Genomic DNA, 19,636 nt, shown 5'->3' on the forward strand with positions numbered 1-19,636 from the left:
GGGGAGGGTGGGGTGGAGCATGGGGAGAGAGGGTAAAGAGGTGAAGGGTATGGGCTGGATGAAATTCAACGTTCAAGATTTTGAGCGTTGAACGTTCTAAGTCCTACTCCCCAATACTGCGCCGCAGATACGCCTGGGCCGCGCCGTAAAACAGCAGCGCCAGAGCCACAATAGCGGGCACGATCAGCAGCCAGTTGTTGCGGGTCACCTGCCGCAGCCAGGGATAGGTGGCGGTGGTTGCCAGCTGCACCTGGGGTGACTGACGCAGGCTGGCCAAGCGATAGTCGGCGCTGGTATAGGGGTCGGGGTCGGGTACCTGGGCGCTAATCAGTACGGTGTCGCCTTCAAGCTGGTAAAAGAGAGGGTCGTAGCGCAGCAGGTCAACCACTTGGGCCAGGCCGGTATCGTCGCGACCGCTGAGCGCTAGCACTACCCGCTGGTCATTCCAGGGCGAAATCACCGATTTCAGCAGCCCCTCGCCATCGGGCAAGGGCTGCACCTCGGTCTTGCCCCACTGGCGAGTGCTACGGCCACGCAGAGCAAACCTGTCCTCGGTGAGTAACTCTGGTAGCGGAAAACGAGACTGGGCGCCAATGGCGACTAGGTGGCTAGCCGCTCTGACCTCCTGGGGTAGGTCTGTCTGGCGATAGACGGCCAACTGCACCGAGTCGGCCCGACTCAGGCGACCCAGGCGCTCGGCTAGCTCCAGCAGCACGGTGACATCCTCTGCGGTGGGGGCATCGGGCAATACCACCACCGTGGTGGAGAGATCTTGGGGAGCCGTAAACGGGTAACCGGTCTTAAATAGATCCAGGTCAGGCAGGTTGGTGAAAGCGTTGCGGTCAAGGCTAAAGCTGGTATCACCGTGGATGGTGCCCCAGAGCTGTTGATCGGTTACCCGGCTACAGGACCGACGCTCGCGGGGGTCGAGGCGAAAGTTGACCTGAAGTTGGGAGTTGGAGGTAACGCGATCGCCCGGCAGATCGACGACCAGGGTGCGGCGATCGGCCCCTTCCAAATCCGTTAGTCGTTCGCCGCCAATCGAGACCCCGTCTAACTCCACATCCACGAGGGAGGTAAGGGGGTTCACCTGGGGGCCATAGCTATAGGACAAACGCATTTGGCTGCCCCGCTGGAGGCGATCGTCGGGCAGAGCTTTAAAGTCAATCGCCAGTGCCGGAGAGTGGGAACCCCGCACAGTGATATCTTCGATGGGCTCGCCGAGGGCCGTGGTGAGGTCGGACAGCAAAAAGTTGTCGTCTTCGGGCAAGTAACCGGGCCAATCGCGAGGCGAGGGCGACGGCACTTCACCAGCCTGATTCACCACGATCCCGTGGCCGGTGGCAATCTGCTGATCCTGAGGCTGCACCAGATATTGCACCGCCTTAGCGACTCCGGCGTCACCATTGCCGGTAACCACTAGCACTGGCGATTGCCCATCGATCGCGGTGGCCCACATCACCAGTCCCGACTCGTCGGGCAGGGGCGTACCGGCATCGTCAACAAAGCGCTCATTTTTGAGCGCAAAGGGTAGGGTCAAGTCAGCTAGCGCCGGCTGTTGAGCCGGAGTCCCCAAAACCACCAGCCCCTCTTCAACCTCCAGCTCGGCCAGCCCGGTCACCAGGCGACTATCGAGCAGGCGGTACTGCGCCGTGCGGCCCAAAAAGGTCTGCAACCGCGCCATCGCTGTCAGCCAAGGGCTATCGCTGCTGGTGGGTTGCAGGTAGGCAACTCGATTGGGTTCCAGGCTGAGCTGATCAAACAACGGGTAGGGAAACTGGCTCAGGTCTGGGGTTACGGCCTGGGGTTCATAGTCAAACACCAGCTTCGAGTCGGGCAGCACCTCCGTCCACAGGGAAGGGTCGAAGGGATCTTGGGTACAGGTGGGGGAGTTATTTTGCAGTGCCGCTACCACCAGCTCATTATGGTCTTGGAGCAGGTCGGTGGGTACCTCCAGCACCGCGTCGCCAATTTCGCCCATGGGTTGGTTGAGGGGCAAACTGCCGATGCTAGTCCCGTTGATCAGCACTGTCAGATTAGAACGGGTGGCGTAGAGAGCAGCCGAGTGACGGTAGCGTAGCAGCACCTTGACCGCCTGCGGTGCCCAATTGCGGGGCCGGGTAAAGTGCAGCCGTTGCTCGTCATAAATGCCGCTAAAGCGGAGGCGATTGCCCACCACCGGGCTACGGTTAAATTCGAGCACATACTGTCCGGGTTCGCCCGGTACAATCACTGGCGGGGCGGGTAGCGCTTTAGGTAACGTAATTTCGGCAATTGCTGCCGTCGCGCCGCCAGCGGGGGTATCTTGGGCTAAAAGCGGTTGTCCGGTAATGAGTAGGAGCGTGGCCAGGTATAGTGCCAGACGGCGGCAGGCGCGGGGAGATAACGAGGGGAATGGCATGGTTAGCAGGTTAAAAATAACGAGTTAGATAGAAACACTAGGAAGTGGGAAAGCCTTAGTACCGATGACGACTTCAATCTTGGGCAGCTGAGTCGCCCCATACATCTCTCCCCACGGGGCTGTCTAGGGATGCAGTTATGGACTACAAAGGTTTTCTGCTGCCTGCAGACGGTCGGGGGAGGTTTCGAGGGGCAGCAGGCCAAACCAGGCGAGGTTTTGCGTGTAGTAGGCGGTATCGCTATCCCAAAAGCCGTCACTGTAAACGGGATCTAGCTTTTGGCGCAGCATGTCGGCGGCGATCGCACCATCGACCTGGAGCAAAGCTGGGTAGAGCATGGCATAGTGGGCGGTGGCTTCGTAGCTCGACTCGGCTTCGCCGTCGAGGGTCAATCGGGCGGGCAGGCGACCGTGCTGCTGCCAGCGATCGATCAGCTCCGGTAGCCGGGCTGCGAGGTAGGCCTGGGCCCGGGGTTCACGATTCCAAACGGCATCTTGAGCAACCCGCCACCAGACTCGAAAAGCGTCAAAGCTATAGCGGCTTTGCAGCGGATAGTCGAGGGGCATCTGCCGATAGGTGTCGAGGCTGGGGCTGTAGGCCACCCAGTCAGGCGGCAGGCCCGTGGCAGAAAAGGTTGAGAGATCATCGAGCATGGCATAGCCGCTATCAATCAGGCTTTGCCAGTCGTGGTCGGGGTCGACCTCGGCAAACAGGCGAAAGCTGGCCGGGGCAAAGTAGGAGGGGTTGAGCATAATTTGGCCCGGCTCTAGGCGAAAGGCCGCTGCGGGGCCTGGCAACAACTGCCGGGTACCGTCGGGCAGCTCAAGGGTGCCGTATTCCCAAATGTCAGCCAGTAAGGCACGGGCAGCATCGAGGTACCGGGGGCACTGCCAGCGATCGGCAGCCAAAATCAGCGCCGTGGCGGCGTCAATGTCAGCATCGGTGGCAAAGTTCGCATCAATACTGCCCCAGGTGCCATCGGGGCGTTGCCCCCATTTCCAGGCCCAGAGCAGATCGGTGGGCTGGCCCGCTTCATCGACTCGCACCAGGTTGTTTTGGGCCCAGGTGTAGGTACGCTTAAAGGTGTCGGGGTCATTGATATTGACGGCCCGCAGCATGGCGTAGGCTTGCCCCTCAGAAACCGTGCGATCGCTATCTTCACGGTCAATTACCCGGCCATCGGCCTGAATAAAGCGGGTGCGGTAAGCTTGCCAGCTCTCCAGCAGCTGGTCGTTGTGCCTGCTTTCAACCGGCAGCGCTAGGGCTACCTCCTTGCCTTCCTCCAGACAGGCGCAGGCCGCCGTGATTTGGGCACAGCTCATCGCTATCAGCAAGGCCAGCGGTAGCACCGAGAGCAGCAATCTTTTGCGTGGTCGTCTAAGGCGCAGCAATCGAAACATGGCAGGTCACCGTGAAACTAAAACATCGGTCAAGGTCAGTACCGCTCCCAACCGGGTTGAAAACCCCGACGGCGCAGCAGTTCAAATTCAACCTCCTGGGCACGTTGTTCCAGGTCTATCAGGCCTTCCGCCCCAGGGGCAAGCTGTCGCAGCTGCTCTAGGCCCGCGAGTTTTTGATCGTCGGCAAGGTTGAGCTCTGCGAGCCCATAGCGCGCCCCCCAATTGTCAGGTTCGGCCTCTAAAACCTGGCCGTAGAGGGCGCGGGCTGCGGGCCAATTGCCCTGCTGAAACCTCACCCCCGCCAGGGCGCTGAGGGCACCGAGATGCCCAGGGTCGCGCTCGAGCACCTGCTCGTAAGCGGCGGCGGCCAGCGGTAGATTGCCCTGCTGTTGAGCCAGCTCACCCTGAAAAAAGTAGACCGTAACGTCGTCGGGCTGAGCGGCAATCAAGGCTTCTAGCTCAGCCTGGGCCTGGGCAGGATCGGCCTGGGCCATTAGCTCAATGGTGCGCCACCGCAGCCAGAGGTCATTGGGGCGCTGGGCCAGTAAGACTGGGTAGAGATCAGCCCGATCGCGATCGGCCGGGAGTGCGCCGACCAGCTCGAACAACTCTGGGGGAGGACTATCTAAGTCTTGGAACGCCAGCCAGTCCGTCAAGGTTTCCGCCGCGGCAGGGGCCGTGATTTGCCCGGTGCGGTAGGCCAACAGAGCATAGCCCAAGGGATAGGTGGTGTTGTCGGGATCCGCTGCGATCGCCGCTTCGTACAGCGGCAGCGCCGCCTCGGGCTGGCCCTGGAGGGTGCGCACAAACGTCACCCCCCGCAGGGCATCAGCCGTGACCGCAGCCCCAGGCTGGGCCGCCAGAATGGTCTCGTAACGGCGGGCGCTGGCATCGAGCTCACCGAGTTGGCGTTCCAGGTCGGCGATCAGCAGTGCTGTTCCCCAGTCGTTCTGATCGGCAGCGCTATAGGCGGCCAGGGCATCGCGGGCGGCCTGCAAATCGCCCTGATCCAGGTAGATCTGGGCCAGACGATAGGTCAACAGCGGCACATCCACTGCCGCCGCGACTGCGTCATAGACTGGCAGCAGCGCAACATCGGGATGATCAAGGCGCACCAGGGCGGTGGCAATGGCTCGTTGCTCGGGGGCTGAGACCGGCATGGGGGTAACCAGGGGCAAAAGCTGCTCAGCGACGGTGGCGGCACTGGCCAATCCCAGGCGGTAGGTGAGCAGGTGAGCTTGTACGGCCAGACTGGCTACCCCAGGGTTCTCCTGGGCCAGTTGCTCAAACATTTCTAGGGCCAGCGCTTCGGTTCCCGGCCACTCGCTGAGTACATCCGCCACTTCTACCCGCAGACCATAGCTAGGGGCCACCGCCGCATTGAGGGCCTGACGGTACAGCACGGTGGCCTGCTCAAACAGCTCCGGGTTATTCTGGCGGCGACCGATGGCGCTGTAGGCCCGTGCTAACGACAGGCGCGCCGCCTCGTTGCCCTCTAGGGGTGCCAGCAGCGCCAGCGCCCTAGCCGTTGCGCCGCTGGTGTCGTAGGCATTGGCCAGGGCGGTGCGCAGGGTGAGCGACAGGTCGTCGGTGCGGCTAGCCTCTCTGAGTTCGGGTTCGAGCAGCGCGATCGCTGCCGCCGGGTCGCCAGTCTCTTGCAGTGCCAGCGCATAGGCGGTCAGCACCTCGGTGGGTAACGGCCCCGTCTGCCGGTAGCGATTAAACAGCGCCAAAGCGCCTTCATAGTCACCGCTAAAGGCATAAATTTGCGCGGCTCCGAGCAGAGTTGGCGGCGATGGATTTTGAGCCAGCAGTCGGTCGTAGTCGGCTAGGGACTGGGTAAACCGGCCCTGGTAGCCGTACAGCAGAGCCCGCTGACCCAGCACCGCAGTATTGTTGGGGTTTTGGCCTAACAGGCGCGTCAGTGCCTCAATTCCCCCGATCTGCCACTCGGGACGATAGCCGCCCAGGGTACCTAGGGCGCTCAAGGCAGCAGGGTTGTCTGGGTCAACTTGAATCACAGCTTGGTAAGCTTGCCAGGCATCGCCGTCCCGCCCCGCCCGCTGATAGGCCGTAGCTAAGCCCAGCCGCGCCTCGACGGAGTTGGGCTGGCGAGTGAGGGCCGACTGGAAGGCTGCGATCGCGTCATTGACCCAGCCCCGCTCCAGCAGCGCATAGCCTTGGCTGACCTGGGGCGATCGCTGGGCCAGGGCCACTGGGGCTATGGTCATTTCTAACCCGCAGACCATTGCGATCGTGCATAGGGAAAGCACAGCCCAGGGCCCAGCCTGCCCTTTGGCCCGCCCGCCCCACGGGTTGGGTTGAGAATGCTGCTGCCAACTCCTCTTTTGGAGAATAGGTGTGGGAATCATGTACTGTTTCATTCTGCTGACCTCCGCAGGGGTTGCCATCTCAGGTCGTAGCGCACTCGAAAACCCAGGTAGGTCTCCGAAAAGGCATGGCGCTGTTGCACACTCACACCAGCTCGCAAGTTGTCAATAATTTGAGCGTCGTAGAACAGCTCCCACACGTCGGGCACTGGCCCACCGCTGGCCTGCCGCAGCCCATCGTTAGAGAGCTGGCGACCGTAGCCCAACCCCAGGCGATCGCCCGGCAAAAACACATCCAGCCCATTTACTCCAAGGCTGTAGGTCTGACCACTCACCCCCAGGGTGTCGTTGGTATACCAGCCGTAGCGGCCAAATAATCCCAGCTTGATAGCAGGAATAAACGCCTCGGCATTGAGGCCAAACCCCGTTTCGCGATCGCCTGGCAGCGGGCCAAACTGGCCATTACCCCGATCAAAGGTAAAAATTTCCGCAAAGCCGTCGCGGCGACCGGCATCTTGAGAGGTGACATAGGTGCCCCGCACAATCGCATTGCCAAACCGCACCCCCACCTCTCCCGCAAACGAGTCGAGGTCAAAGTTGCCCAGTTCACGGCTCGACGAGAATGTGGTGGCTGTCAGCGACACCGCATCTACCGGCGTCCAGTTCACCAGGGCACCGGGGCGCGACGCCACGTTGACGGTGCTCAACGCCGGATTGGTCTGAAACACCGGGTTAAAGAAGTGGGTCAGCGAGTCTTTGGCAAAGCTGTTGCGATCCAGGTAGGCGGTCAAATCCATCAGCCCCACCGTAAACCGCAACTGCGGCACATTAGCGGGGGAAGCCGTCAGATACAGCTCGCTCAAGCTCAGTCCAGTCTGATCGGTGTCAGAAAACGCCTGCCCAGTACTTAGGTCTACCGTAGCCCCTGCAAACACCGAGGGGCTGAGCACATAGATGCCACCCCCCCGCAACCGCGCCGAGCTTTCGTTTCCCTGCTGTAAAAAAGCGGCCTGCACAAATACCTCAGAGCGCTCCGCCGGGGTGATTTCTGTCCTCAGGGCTGGGGTAGGCTCTTGAGCTATGGGCTCAGCCAATACCGGTAGTTCAGCCGCACCCACAGGCTGCATAACGTCATCTGGGTTCCCAACGGGAGCTGTTCCGTCCGCCTCATCAGATTCAGATCCATTGAATCCAGAGTCACTGGGAACCGAGAGATTTATCGCCTCATTCCCCGATATTGGCCCCAGGTTAGCCTGGGCTAACGACCCTAAGGGCAATGGCTCTAAGGGCAACGGCCCTCCCTGGGTCAACAGTAGCCCAGGGTCAATTTTTTCAGGCTCTGGCTTAGCCAAAGCTCCCGCAATCTGCACACCAGCCTCGATAACCAACCTCTCGCCAGATACCTCACTGCCCCAGGCGGGCAGGGTAAGACTGGGTAATATTGTCACCAGCGCCACAGCAGTGGCTGTGCCAGGGTTGAGCACATATTTCAGCGCTACCCATGCACCCATAGAATGCTCCATAGGATACTCATAAAAAAGGAATAAAATATTTGCACCTGCTCAGTTCAACTTCTCAATGAAGTCAAATCAAAACTTTGCAAACCAGTCATAAATAATCAGATCTTTCAACAGACTCTTAATAAAACGGATTACCAAAAATCAAAGCCTGTGATAGCTCAGCCCAAAAGATAGTCATCAAAGATAAGTGTCCCTAAGACTAGGCTGGCTGAGCGAAGTTGTTCGCCCTGCGTCTCCCAAAGGGAGAAAGCCAAAACTCACCCGAGATGTCCCCTAGCCCCTCTGGGGCGGCTGCGCCAACGACTCCGCTCAGAGGACGGTTACCATCAAAGCAACCGTCTTTTGTTCTACGAGCTAGCTCCTAAAACCCTCGCCCGTGGTAAAAACCATAGGCTGATGCCCATTGAAACCTGTCTGCTGCCATGGGCAAGCGGGTCATTCAAGTAAAAATCTTCATCAACTCATCATTTTAATTAAGGATATTCTGTGCGGGCTAAAGCATCTATTGATAGGACGATTTCAGTAGGACTGACAGTTTCAGGAAAACTAATGGCTCAATCTAGGTACGGTTTAAGCCTTAGGTAATAGCGCTACATCACCTATACACAAAAACTTCTCTCTATCAGGATAAAGAGCTAAAAAAGTTTGAAGACGGCAGAGTTTTGTGTGAAACCTCCAAAGCCTTAGTACTTCTCTGGATCGCCCTCAATGGCTGTGGTTGGATAGGGCTACTATGCATTTTTTATCGGCTCATGGCTCTCCCACCACTCCAGCAATTAAGATATTTGTTAGCGCTCATTCTCCTAGCTTGCATGGGCTGTCAGGCCGCGCTGCTCCCTGGCGCTGCCCCAATCTCTGACGCCACCACGCTTACGATCGAGGCGACCGTCCTAGGCAATGGCGAGTTTGACCTGGCAGGCACGACTAACCTACCCAACAACACCCAACTCACTGCCCTTGCCTTACGGTATTTAGACCCTGACGCTGGGGTAGTTACGGGTCAACCCGCCGTCACCGCCCCCGGTGATACCCCGCTCTACTCTGTACTTGACTACCAAACTGTCACCGTTGCCGATGGGCAATGGGCCACTCGGCTAAACACTTGGCAGGTGAGCGCCGATGGGCGCTACCAAGAGCCCTGGCAAGCCCAGGCCAAAAGCCTGAATCTGGCAGCTCAGCCCAGAGGCACGGTGCATTTTGCGATTACCTTGGCCCCTGACCAATTGGCTCTAGCCTTGGGCCAGGTTCGAGCCCACGAGGGTCGCCGCCAGGTCACAGGCGTGCTGCGTATGACTTCAGATGGAGAGCCCTTTTTGTGGGCTGATCAATCTTTGCCAATAGGTCTGCCGCAAGGGCAAACCACCCCTCCAGACGATCTGCTGGCTCGCACCAACGGTGGCTGGGGACAGCGCTATCTGCTCGTGCCAGAGCCGCCGTTGCCTTACACCCTCACCCCCCTAGATGAGCGCCAAACCACAGCCCCTACAACTCCAGAAGAATTGCTGCGCTAAGGCTGGACTCATGGCTGCGCGATCGCACAATTTGAGTCGCGGGTAGAACCATCGGGCATCAGAGTCTGACAAAATTTAGCCCCTACCAAATTAGTTCCCTTGAGGTTGGCTCCAGTGAGATTGGCGTAGCGTAGGTTAGCCCAGTAGAGGTTGGCGTGGCTGAGATCAGCCTGGGTCAGGTTAGCACCTTCCAAGTTGGCATGGCTCAAGTCAGCATGGCCAAGCCGACTCTCGCGCAGATCGGCCTTGATCAGAGTAGCCCGATGACACTGAGCCCGACGCAGATCGCCTTCACGCAGCACCGCGTTGGCTAACGATGCGCTCTGCAGGTTAGCCTGCCCCAAATGAATTTGATACCCATCGATATGGTTGAGGTCGGCTTGATGCAAATTGGCCCGCGCCAAATTAGCGCGTCGCAAATCAACATCAGCCAAATAGGCAGACTCCAGGTCTAGCCCATGCAGATCTAGCCCATGCAGGTCGCGAGCACCCGCCTGGTAATAGCGGTTCAAAAGCTCTCGTAGGGTAGCTGGGGTCATCGCTACAATCCCCTCATAGAACAGTGGAGGTGGAGCAATAGTGCCCCACCTCCATTGTTGCGCTGCGATCGCGCGTCATGTATCAAGTATTAAAAGAATGCTACATTCTCGCCGAGACTAAATCTGCCCCACGCCCTTACCGCGCGTATCGACATCGCTAGTTACTTGACCCTTCTCGTCGGTCTGATTGATCTCGCGCAGTTCAGCCCGCCGCCGCGCTGCCTCAGCCTCTTGCTCTTCCCGCAGGTCGCCGGGTTCTTCGATGTACATCTCTGGCTCAATGGGGTAGTTGTTCACTAAGCCCTCCTGATCCACGGTATAGCCACCGCTTGTATCGATAGATTCCCCCGATTCATCGGGTACCTGCTTATAGCCAGCCCCTTCCCGCTCACGCCGCGCAGCCGTTTCCGCTGGAATCAGATTAGGATCATAGTTGTCAGATTCAACTCTGGGGTTAGACATCGAAACCTCCCTTGAGGATAGATTGGCCGGTCAAATCACCCGTAGAACACCTCAGTAGCTCCACCACCAATTTGACCCTTAGTCACTCTAGAGCACTGAGGTTTGCCCCATATCCATCAGGAGAACGAGTTCCCGCCTACCCCCTTGGAGAGAGATCAGACGGGCTGGTCTGCACGGCATCATCTTGATAGTGCAAATGCACCACAGTATCATAGGGGAACTGCCCCCTAGGCTCCCCTATGGCCATTGTTTCTTCCCACACTCCCGATCACCAGGCCCCGGTGCCTAAGCAAGCATCCACGCCACCTGACCAGGCAGCGGCACAACCGCTGCTTTCCCTGGTCAAAAGCGGCGAGGCTCGCCCCGAAGACTTAAGATCCGAAGATTTAGGCAAAGACGCCACCGCTGCCACCCAACCAATCCCGACTGCGCCTGAAGATAGTCTGCGACCGCAGCGGCTGCAAGACTACATCGGCCAGGCCGCCCTCAAAGAGGTGCTAGGTATTGCCATCAAAGCCGCTCAGTCGCGTCAAGAGCCCCTCGATCATTTGCTGTTGTACGGGCCACCGGGGCTAGGCAAAACCACGATGGCGCTCATTTTGGCACAGGAAATGGGGGTAACGTGCAAAATTACGACCGCCCCTGCCCTAGAGCGCCCCCGTGATATCGCCGGACTGTTGGTTAACCTCAAGCCTGGTGATGTACTGTTTATCGACGAGATCCACCGTCTACCCCGAGTAACCGAGGAAATTCTTTACCCGGCCATGGAAGACTCTCGCCTCGATATCACCATTGGCAAGGGGCAGTCGGCCCGCACCCGCAGCATTCCACTGTGTCCGTTTACCCTGGTAGGCGCCACTACTCGGGTTGGGGCGCTCTCCTCACCACTGCGCGATCGCTTCGGTCTGATTCAACGCCTGCGGTTTTACGAGATCGATGAGCTCACCCCCATCGTATTGCGCACCGCTGACGTATTGCACACCCCCATTGACCCAACCGGGGCCGAAGAAATTGCCCGCCGTGCCCGAGGCACCCCCCGCATTGCCAACCGCCTACTGCGCCGAGTACGCGACTATACCGAAGTAAAAGCTGCTGGGCCAATTACCGCTGGGCTGGCTGCCGAAGCGCTAGAACTCTTTAACGTTGACCCCTGCGGTCTCGACTGGACCGATCGCCGTCTGTTATCGGTGATGGTTGAGAACTTTGGCGGTGGGCCAGTAGGCCTTGACACAATGGCGGCCTCTACCGGAGAAGACCCCCAAACCATTGAAGAGGTCTACGAACCCTACCTGCTACAGATTGGCTATCTGCAGCGCACGCCCCGAGGGCGAGTTGTGACCCCGGCGGCTCGCCGCCACTTGGGCTACGAAGTAGCGCCTGGAGACAGCAGCCAGATGACGCTGCTTTAGTGAAACGAAGCGGCAAGAGCGTTATTCAATCACCCCTTACAGCACCGTCAGCTCCAGTCCAGCTTCGACGCACCTACCGGCCCTAACCTTGACGATGCCCTAGCCTAGTACCCAAAGGCTAGAGTATGCCTAACGTTTCGGATCGCTTTGCTCCCTAGCTCCCTGGCCCCCTAGCTTTCAGGAATAGTATCTAAACTTCCGCCCTAGAGTACTAGGCGGGTCGATCTCGAATAGACACTACCGTTCCCACCTCCTGGGGCAAATCGATAATGGCCTGCATCAGGTTAGTTTGGTTGAGATTTGCGCCGGTCAAGTCGGTGCCCAGCAGGTTAGCGCCCAGCAGGTTAGCGCCGCTGAGATCGGCATTGACTAGGCAAGCCCCCCACAGATCAGCATGCATCAAATTGGCCCCAGCGAGGTTAGCGCCGCTCAGGTCTACTCCGGTCAAGCGGGCACCACTCAGATCAGCACCCCATAGAGTGGCCCCAGGGGCGAGTCGCTGCAAGGTGTGAGGAATTTGAAATTCGCGCGGAAACTGGGTGCTATCTGAGTAAAGAGCACCGTCTAGGGTGGCGTCAGTCAACTTGCAACCGCCCAGATTAGCCCCAATTAGGTTGGCCTGACGCAAATTGGCATGGCGCAGGTCGGCCCCACGCAGGTCGGCCAACATCAGGGTACTGCGCCCAAAATCGGCATAGCGGAGGTCGCTATTCCCGAGCAAAGCACTGACCAAATTGGCCCGGGTGAACACCGAACCAAAAAGCTGGCTATTCACCAAGAGCACGCCGCTGAGATCGGCACCGCTAAAGTCCATGCCGCCAAAATCGCGATCGCGCAAATCTCTCGTGGCCAACGTCGCGCCTGGTCCCAGTCTGCACAGTTGAGCTTCCCCAGGGTCAAACCCCAGAGGAAAAACAGTTTGAGCGTTATATAGCGCCCCTTCTAGCCTCGCCTCGCTCAGATCGGCCCCCGTAAACACCGCGTCGCGAAGGTCAGCCCAGCGCAAGTCCGCGCCGACTAAGGTTGCGTTGTTAAACCGGGCTTCTTTGAGGTTGGCCCGGCGAAAGTTAGCCTGGGCCAGATTGGCACCGCTAAAGTCAGCCCCCCAAAAGTCAACCTTCGATAGGCTCCAGTGGTTGAGATCGGCCCCAGCCAAATTAATGCCGGTAAAGTCGCGCTCTCCCGCCACAAAAGCTGTCCACAGATTTTCGAGTGTCTTAAGATTCATGCGTCTAAATGGTTCAGGTTTACCTGCAATGGTTGGTCATAGGACTATGCATAAGAGCCGATCCCACGCTTACCTATCGAGTTGCCACGGCTAAGAGCGGGCCTCTCGTTTTAGCGGGAAATAGGGCTGAAGCCCACCTCAGGTTCGTGCACCCACACTACGTAGCCAGCATCATCCCAGGTAGCCATCGATTGCTTTCCTTGCTGCGTTAGGTGTCGCACCAGCGATCGGGCCTTATCTAAGCTGGGGCGGTTGCGATAATAGCGATAGTACTCACCCTCCACAGCCAGGCCTAGACAGCGACTCTGGCTGGTCGAGACCAAATGGTGGAGAGGATGATCATTGATAGGAGTCACCTGCAAGCTGTCTTCAGCGGTCATCGCCGCAGGAGTTGCCGACAAGAGACTAGACCAATCTAGCGGCTGACTAGCAACCGCATCGCCAACAACAGTGCCATCATCAACCATGGCCACAGCCCCCGGCGCTGAAGAACCAAGGTTAGGTTCCTCCAATGGAGGAGTTGGAGTGGTCTCGGCCAGCATTTTATTTAAGAGATCCTGGTGGCGCTGTAGCCTCCCCTGCCGCGATCGCATCACCTCAGCCGTACCAATGCCCACGGCAACGCTCGATAACAGCGCAAAGCCAATATATCGAATCGAAAATTCTTTATGCTCATGAGTGATCAAAGCCGAATCGAGCCAACGGCCCAGGGGCCCAGGCAGACGCTCTGACATCTGAAAAGCCTGCTCAGACGCCATCGGCCAGGTCAGCACTGCGAACCCAGCACTTGAGGCCAACAGGGCCGGCAATACAATCCGGCGAAACGGAGAATCATTCATAACAGAGAACATACGTAAACATACAAGGCCATCCCTTCGGGGATCTCCTTTAGAGTACGCAAAAGATCAGCAAGAAACTGCGAATTCACTGACAACACTCTGTAATACTTTGATAAATCGGTTTTCACATATCCGTATTTCTACGGTCATTTCTAGAACCGGTAGCCATCGCCTATGCCTGCTTCACAAAAGGGCCTGCTATCCCTATCACAACTTAAGAACCAGACTCCTGATTGATGGCTGTATTTCTGAAAGCTGAAAGCAGACAATCCAGAGCGTCTTATACAACGGCCTAACTTGACCTATGCGGCTAAATATTTTTATTACTCTATTGGTGCTACTCACAGCGGTCACCCCCGCAGCCCTACGAGTAGCACGCGAACAACTGGCCCGCTATCAGCCTGCAGCAGCAGATCCTATTTCAGCCTCTGTCTCGGCAACACAGGCCGCCCGTCCCACCATGACCGAACGCTGTCAAGATTGCAACCTTGCCAAAGCCGACCTCAGCCACCAAGACCTCAGCCGCAAAAACTTTCGAGACGCCAATCTGACTGAGGCTAACCTAACTGGCACCCAGTTGATCAACGCCGTATTGCACCAGGCCAATCTCACCCAGGCGACCCTACACCAGGCCAACCTCCAAGGGGCCGATTTGTCCGCAGCGATACTGACTCAGGCCGACCTTAGCCAGGCTCAAATGCTCAACACTAACCTGGTACAAGCCGACCTTACCAGCGCTTCTCTAACCCAAGCCGAGCTGCGCGAAGCCGCTCTTTGCTCCGCAAAACTCAATCAGGCTGACCTCTCAGAAGCTAGTCTCTATGGTGCTATTTTGCGTCAGGCCGATCTATCCGATACTGACCTGCGTGGTGCAGATCTTCGCTACGCCGATCTTTACGAAGCTAATCTGGCCGACGCCAATCTCACCGGAGCCCGACTTGATTTTGCCACCATGCCCGATGGCAGCACCTACAATCAGGGTTATGTTCAACCCCTAAACCCCTCCCAAGGCTGCGACCCCAGCAGCCCTCAAGACCTGGTCCAGCAGCCATCGTCCTAACCTTCAAAAGCTCCCTAGTTTGCCTTATAATCAGGCTCCTAAAGCGAGTCTCCAACTCCATCTCACCATTTGGTCGATACACAAATCGCTAAGGTACCACTGCGGCAAGTGTCTCTCGCCTGCCCTTGCATATCGGGCCGAGATAGATAGCCAATCGCCACAGCATCGTCAGCCCAGTCTGCCGCCAGATGACGCTTAGAAAGCCAAGCAGTAGGTCATTTAAAGTTGACAATGCGAGCAAAGCTCTCGGGTTCTAGACTAGCGCCCCCCACCAAAGCACCATCGATCTCGGGCTGAGCCATCAGTTCATCAACGTTGCCAGGCTTAACCGACCCGCCATACTGAATGGTGACGTCGGGATTCTTCAACAGCTTACGAATACCGCCAATCACCTGATTAGCATCGACAGCTTCACAGGTATCGCCCGTACCGATCGCCCAAATCGGTTCGTAGGCAATGATCAGATTGTTTTGATCGACATCCACCAGGCCTTTTGTAATCTGGGCAGCTATGACTGACTCCGTTTCACCCGCGTCGCGCTGACTCTTCGTTTCACCCACGCACAAAATTGGAGTAAGACTCGACTTTTGGGCCGCCTGCAACCGCAAATTGACCGTTTCATCGGTGTCAGAGAAATACTGGCGGCGCTCGCTATGGCCTACAACTACGTAGCGTACCCCCAGTTCCCGCAGCATGTCCCCAGAGATTTCGCCAGTAAACGCGCCCTCTGGCATCCAGTGAATGTTTTGAGCCCCCACTTTTACCCTCGCCCCGTGCAGACTCTTCGATAACACTCCCAGAGCTGTAAACGGCGCGCACAGAACAATCTCACGCCCATCGGGAGTCTCGGTCAGTTGCCCCAGGAAATGGCGTAAAAAGTCCAGAGTTTCACCCTGGGTCTTATACATTTTCCAGTTGCCAGCAATCACAATTTTTCGCACGGTGTTTTGAAGTTAAAGGCTAGATCTACAAACTTGCATCCCTGCATCGTACTAAGAAAGGAACCCCCGAATCAAATCTTGCAATGTGCTGTTGCAAGATTTGATTCGGGGGTGATCAGGACAGGGCAACTAGAATCGCCACCTAGTCATCAGCCTTAGGTCTGCTCTATTACACGCCTGCGGCCGCGCGAGCAGCGGCCGCCTCATCGGGGTGAATGTTTAAGCGCGTCAGATTAATTCGACCACGTCCGTCAATCTCTCGCACCTTAACGATCACTTCGTCTCCGACATTGACCTCGTCTTCGACTTTAGCCACCCGGTAGTCAGCCAGTTGAGAAATGTGAATCATGCCGTCCTGGCCGGGCATAAACTCCACAAAGGCACCGATGGGAATCACCCGGACTACCTTGCCGACAAACACGTCGCCAGCAGAAGGCTTGAAGACGATCGCTTCAATCAGGGCTTTTGCCTGTAGGGCTTTTTCACCCTCAATGGCCGATACGGTGACGGTGCCGTCATCATTGATATCGACCTTGGCCCCCGTTTGTTCAGTAATGCCCTTAATCTTCTTACCACCAGGGCCAATGACCATCCCAATCATTTCGGGATCAATCTTAAAGCTGATCAGGCGGGGTGCGTAGGGCGACAGCTCGGTGCGGGGTTGATCAATGGCCCCCAGCATTTTCTCAAGAATATGCAGCCGAGCAGGCCGAGCTTGGTTAATGGCATCAGCAATCACCGTCATGGGCAAGCCGGTGATTTTCATATCCATTTGCAGAGCCGTGATACCGGTGTCAGTACCGGCTACCTTGAAGTCCATATCGCCCAGAAAGTCTTCGATACCCTGAATATCGGTCAGGATACGCACCTCATCACCTTCCTTGATCAGGCCCATAGCCGCACCGCTGACGGGCTTAGTGATCGGAACCCCAGCATCCATCAGCGACAGGGTCGAGCCACAGACCGACCCCATGGAGGTGGAGCCATTAGACGACAAGACTTCCGACACCACGCGAATGACGTAGGGAAATTCTTCTTGGGGGGGCAGCACAGGCACCAGAGCTCGTTCGGCTAGAGCACCGTGCCCAATTTCACGACGACCGGGCGATCGCATCGGTCGAGTCTCACCTACCGAGTAGGGAGGAAAGTTGTAGTGATGCAGATAGCGCTTCTCGTCATCGGGATGCAGGTCATCCATCATCTGAGCATCGCCAGGGGTACCCAGGGTCGTCACTGACATCACCTGGGTCAGCCCACGCTGAAATAACCCAGTTCCATGCACCCGTCGGGGTAGCAGCCCCACCTGACATGAGATAGGCCGCACCTGGTCAAGTTGACGTCCGTCAACCCGAACTTTATCGTCAATAATCTGCTGCCGCATCAGCTTTTTGGTAACTGATTTATAGGTATTGCCCAGAGCTTTACCATTCTCTGCGACGGCTACCTTGATGGGGCTCTCGTCTTCTAAGGCATCAATGGTGGTGACTAGCTCGTCTTTGATGATATCTAGTTTTTCGTCACGCTCTGGCTTGGTCAAGCTAAATTGCTTGAGTACCTCTTTAATCGCTGCAGAGGTTTTCTCTTCGATGAAGGTAGCGAGGGTAGGATCCGTTGCCGGTTCTTGCTCTTTGACAATCTCAATTCCCAATTCCTTGATGAGCTCTAGCTGAGCTTTAATCAGGTCTTGCACCACCTCATAGCCAAAGTCGATAGCCTCAATTACATCGGCTTCCGGCAGCTGATTGGCCCCGGCCTCTACCATGATCACCCCGTCTGGAGAGCCGGCGACCACTAGGTCTAGATCTCCATTTTCAACCTCTTTATAGGTTGGGTTAATGACAAAATCATCACCCACTAACCCGACGCGTACTGCTGCCATCGGGCCATAGAAGGGAATTTTGGCCAACAATACCGCAATAGAAGCCCCGGTAGCCGCCAGTACATCGGGGGGTACCAGCTCGTCCATAGCCAAGGTAGTGGCGACAATTTGAATGTCGTCGCGCAACCACTGCGGAAACAGGGGGCGCATGGGCCGATCGATCAGGCGACAGATCAAAGTGGCTCGTTCGGGGGGGCGACCTTCTCTGCGCAAAAACCCGCCGGGGATGCGCCCGGCGGCATAGAGACGTTCTTCATAGTCAACCAACAGGGGCAAAAAATCTATGCCCTGACGTCCAGCTGAGCGGGTAGCAGTCACCAGAACCGCTGTTTCGCCCGATCGCACCAAGACAGCACCCCCGGCCTGGGGCGCCAACAGCCCACCCCTTAAGTGAATATCGCGACCGCCGAAGGATATTGTTTTTTCAAATTCTTGCATGTACGCCTACGTCCTTTCTTTTGTCATTCTTCTGTGTTACTTTGGCTTGATCCTAGCACCGATGGCGGCAATGGCTTCTTGTAGCAGTCACCGTAGGCAAAATTAGATGAAAGACTTAAGATTTGAAGCCAGCTTAAACCACTCTGACAGCGGCTACAAGACCCTGTCAAACTCCAGATTCATAGCATCGCGGCCCATGCCGTGAGGCCTCGGTGCGTAGAGCCATGCTAGAAGCAGAATTCTTTAAAGATGACCCCAGGCTGACCAGCTGAGCCCCGCCAGCTACCATCCAAACAACTCAATGAGCTGAGTCCATCCACAGCTCAGATACTCTGCCTACACCCATAGGCTATAGGCTTGAGGGCGCCTCAGATATGGCTCAGCAACCGGTATACGGCGGTTGACTGATTAGCATTGCCAGGACTGTGGCGCTGAGCAGATGTAGCGCTAGTAAGCTAAGGTTTCTAGGGTTTCGCGCAGATAGCGACGGACTAAATGATCGAGGGGAGTAGCCTGGGCATCTGCTTCAGAGAGTTCACCTTTCCAGCTTTGAAAGCCAGAGCTGCTTGCGATCGCACATTTGAGGCTATACCAAATCTGAGCATGATCAGAAAGCTGAGTAGAGCTTACAGAACGAGTAACGGCCATAGCTGCCTCAAAAAAACTCAAGTTGACGTTAGATTCTTTAGCGTCTTTGCGATTAGGATGGCTCGACTAATCTTCGAGCAGAGAGTGAACCCCAATCACCCAAACGGCTTTGGATCAAAGATAGCGCAATCCTTAAAACGCTGTTGTGACCGAAGCAACAGTCCAAAGTATTGATTTAAGTCTATGGATCTTGCAACTGCTGCCAGGTTTTATTAAATCTAAGCATCGACAGGCAGCGACGGCACCGGTTCGCTATCCTCTAAGGAGGATGCAGCATCCCCCAAAGATGCTGCATCCTCCTCCAAAGATAACGATGTACCGTCTAGATCATCGATCTCAGGGTATGTAACGGCAACCAGGGGATGATCAGGATAGCTCAGGCCTAGCCCGTAGCCATCCCCAGAAGTCTCTGAGGGATAGGCCACAGCGATAGGCGGCAAAATCTTGCCAACAGGCAACCCAATTCCCCTAAAGTCAGCCATCACCTGGTCAGTAGGGTAAGGAAGCACCTGCTGGAATCGCCGATCTGGAGTGGCCAACACCTGCAGCACGGCCAACGGCACCTGGAGAAACAGGTTTGCCAGGAAAAAGCCTATGACTGCGATCGCTAAACCGCCCAGTCGTCCCCAGTCGCCAAAAGGGGTCACTTCACGGGCCAAAAATGCCAGGGGATAAAGCTTCACCAGCACCCACACCAACGGTATAGGAACCAGTAGCGCTCCCAACCGCACTCGCCAGCAGCGAAACTGGCACAATAAACGGCGCTGGTCGTCTTGTAAAACGCCGGGCCTTAAGACCAGCCCTGGTAGACAGAAGATATAAAAGGGCTGCCGCAGCTGCATGACCAGCACCGGCAAAGCCCCCAGAGCAACAATCCCTCCCAACTCTAGCTCAGGCAGGGTAGGGTTACCTACCGCTAACCCCAAGAGACACAGGTCGATCCACAGGGGTACGGTAGCCAAACCAGCTAAATGTACCCACAGGTATGGATCGCAGCGCCAGGGTTTCATGGTTATCTCCTTATCGTCTCCTT

15 protein-coding genes are annotated in these 19,636 nt (G+C 56.9%); 3 read left to right on the plus strand and 12 right to left on the minus strand.

Annotation, left to right across the window (positions count from 1 at the left end; translation table 11 throughout):
* Nucleotides 1–103: 103 nt before the first annotated feature.
* From IQ254_RS15285 to IQ254_RS15300, 4 genes are all read right to left on the minus strand, one after another.
* A complete protein-coding gene (locus tag IQ254_RS15285; RefSeq protein WP_193967023.1) occupies nt 104–2,401 on the minus strand; it encodes a cellulose biosynthesis cyclic di-GMP-binding regulatory protein BcsB in 2,298 nt (765 codons plus the stop codon).
* Nucleotides 2,402–2,536: 135 nt separating this feature from the next.
* Entirely contained in the window at nt 2,537–3,799 is a 1,263-nt protein-coding gene (locus IQ254_RS15290; protein WP_193967024.1) for a glycosyl hydrolase family 8, read from the minus strand.
* Between the two features lie 35 nt (nt 3,800–3,834).
* Nucleotides 3,835–6,183, minus strand: a complete 2,349-nt coding sequence (locus tag IQ254_RS15295; RefSeq protein WP_193967025.1) for a tetratricopeptide repeat protein — start codon at nt 6,181–6,183, stop codon at nt 3,835–3,837.
* Nucleotides 6,180–7,640, minus strand: a complete 1,461-nt coding sequence (locus IQ254_RS15300; protein ID WP_193967026.1) for a porin — start codon at nt 7,638–7,640, stop codon at nt 6,180–6,182. Before IQ254_RS15300 ends, IQ254_RS15295 begins: the two co-directional genes overlap by 4 nt.
* Before the next feature lie 821 nt (nt 7,641–8,461).
* On the opposite strand from IQ254_RS15300, the gene IQ254_RS15305 reads away from it, so the two are divergent.
* Entirely contained in the window at nt 8,462–9,160 is a 699-nt protein-coding gene (locus IQ254_RS15305) for a hypothetical protein (RefSeq protein ID WP_193967027.1), read from the plus strand.
* Nucleotides 9,161–9,168: 8 nt separating this feature from the next.
* On the opposite strand, the gene IQ254_RS32125 is transcribed toward IQ254_RS15305, so the two are convergent.
* Nucleotides 9,169–9,699, minus strand: a complete 531-nt coding sequence (locus tag IQ254_RS32125; RefSeq protein WP_193967028.1) for a pentapeptide repeat-containing protein — start codon at nt 9,697–9,699, stop codon at nt 9,169–9,171.
* 117 nt (nt 9,700–9,816) lie between these two features.
* On the minus strand, nt 9,817–10,161 hold the full coding sequence (locus tag IQ254_RS15315) for a hypothetical protein (RefSeq protein ID WP_193967029.1): 345 nt from the start codon (nt 10,159–10,161) through the stop codon (nt 9,817–9,819).
* Nucleotides 10,162–10,400: 239 nt separating this feature from the next.
* On the opposite strand from IQ254_RS15315, the gene ruvB reads away from it, so the two are divergent.
* Entirely contained in the window at nt 10,401–11,570 is a 1,170-nt protein-coding gene (gene ruvB, locus IQ254_RS15320) for a Holliday junction branch migration DNA helicase RuvB (RefSeq protein WP_193967030.1), read from the plus strand.
* A 211-nt stretch (nt 11,571–11,781) separates the two neighbouring features.
* Here the strand turns inward: ruvB and IQ254_RS15325 are convergent, their stop codons facing one another.
* Complete coding sequence (locus IQ254_RS15325) at nt 11,782–12,798, minus strand: pentapeptide repeat-containing protein (RefSeq protein ID WP_193967031.1); 1,017 nt, start codon at nt 12,796–12,798, stop codon at nt 11,782–11,784.
* 110 nt (nt 12,799–12,908) lie between these two features.
* Nucleotides 12,909–13,637 (minus strand): hypothetical protein, encoded by a 729-nt coding sequence (locus IQ254_RS15330; protein WP_193967032.1) that lies wholly within the window; start codon nt 13,635–13,637, stop codon nt 12,909–12,911.
* Between the two features lie 304 nt (nt 13,638–13,941).
* Here IQ254_RS15330 and IQ254_RS15335 point away from each other — a divergent pair, with 304 nt between their 5' ends.
* Nucleotides 13,942–14,697 carry a pentapeptide repeat-containing protein gene (locus tag IQ254_RS15335; protein WP_193967033.1) on the plus strand — a complete coding sequence of 252 codons (756 nt, stop codon included), beginning with the start codon at nt 13,942–13,944 and terminating at the stop codon, nt 14,695–14,697.
* A gap of 215 nt (nt 14,698–14,912) precedes the next feature.
* Here the strand turns inward: IQ254_RS15335 and tpiA are convergent, their stop codons facing one another.
* The 4 genes from tpiA to IQ254_RS15355 all read right to left on the minus strand — a co-directional run bounded on the left by tpiA (nt 14,913) and on the right by IQ254_RS15355 (nt 19,613).
* Nucleotides 14,913–15,638, minus strand: a complete 726-nt coding sequence (tpiA, locus tag IQ254_RS15340) for a triose-phosphate isomerase (RefSeq protein ID WP_193967034.1) — start codon at nt 15,636–15,638, stop codon at nt 14,913–14,915.
* A gap of 169 nt (nt 15,639–15,807) precedes the next feature.
* Nucleotides 15,808–17,955 (minus strand): polyribonucleotide nucleotidyltransferase, encoded by a 2,148-nt coding sequence (locus IQ254_RS15345; RefSeq protein ID WP_193967035.1) that lies wholly within the window; start codon nt 17,953–17,955, stop codon nt 15,808–15,810.
* A gap of 447 nt (nt 17,956–18,402) precedes the next feature.
* Nucleotides 18,403–18,603, minus strand: coding sequence for a hypothetical protein (locus IQ254_RS15350; RefSeq protein WP_193967036.1), 201 nt, complete (start codon nt 18,601–18,603; stop codon nt 18,403–18,405).
* A 218-nt stretch (nt 18,604–18,821) separates the two neighbouring features.
* A complete protein-coding gene (locus IQ254_RS15355; protein ID WP_193967037.1) occupies nt 18,822–19,613 on the minus strand; it encodes a low-complexity tail membrane protein in 792 nt (263 codons plus the stop codon).
* Nucleotides 19,614–19,636: the final 23 nt, after the last annotated feature.

Source organism: Nodosilinea sp. LEGE 07088 (assembly GCF_015207395.1).
In the GTDB taxonomy this organism is placed as follows: domain Bacteria; phylum Cyanobacteriota; class Cyanobacteriia; order Phormidesmidales; family Phormidesmidaceae; genus Nodosilinea.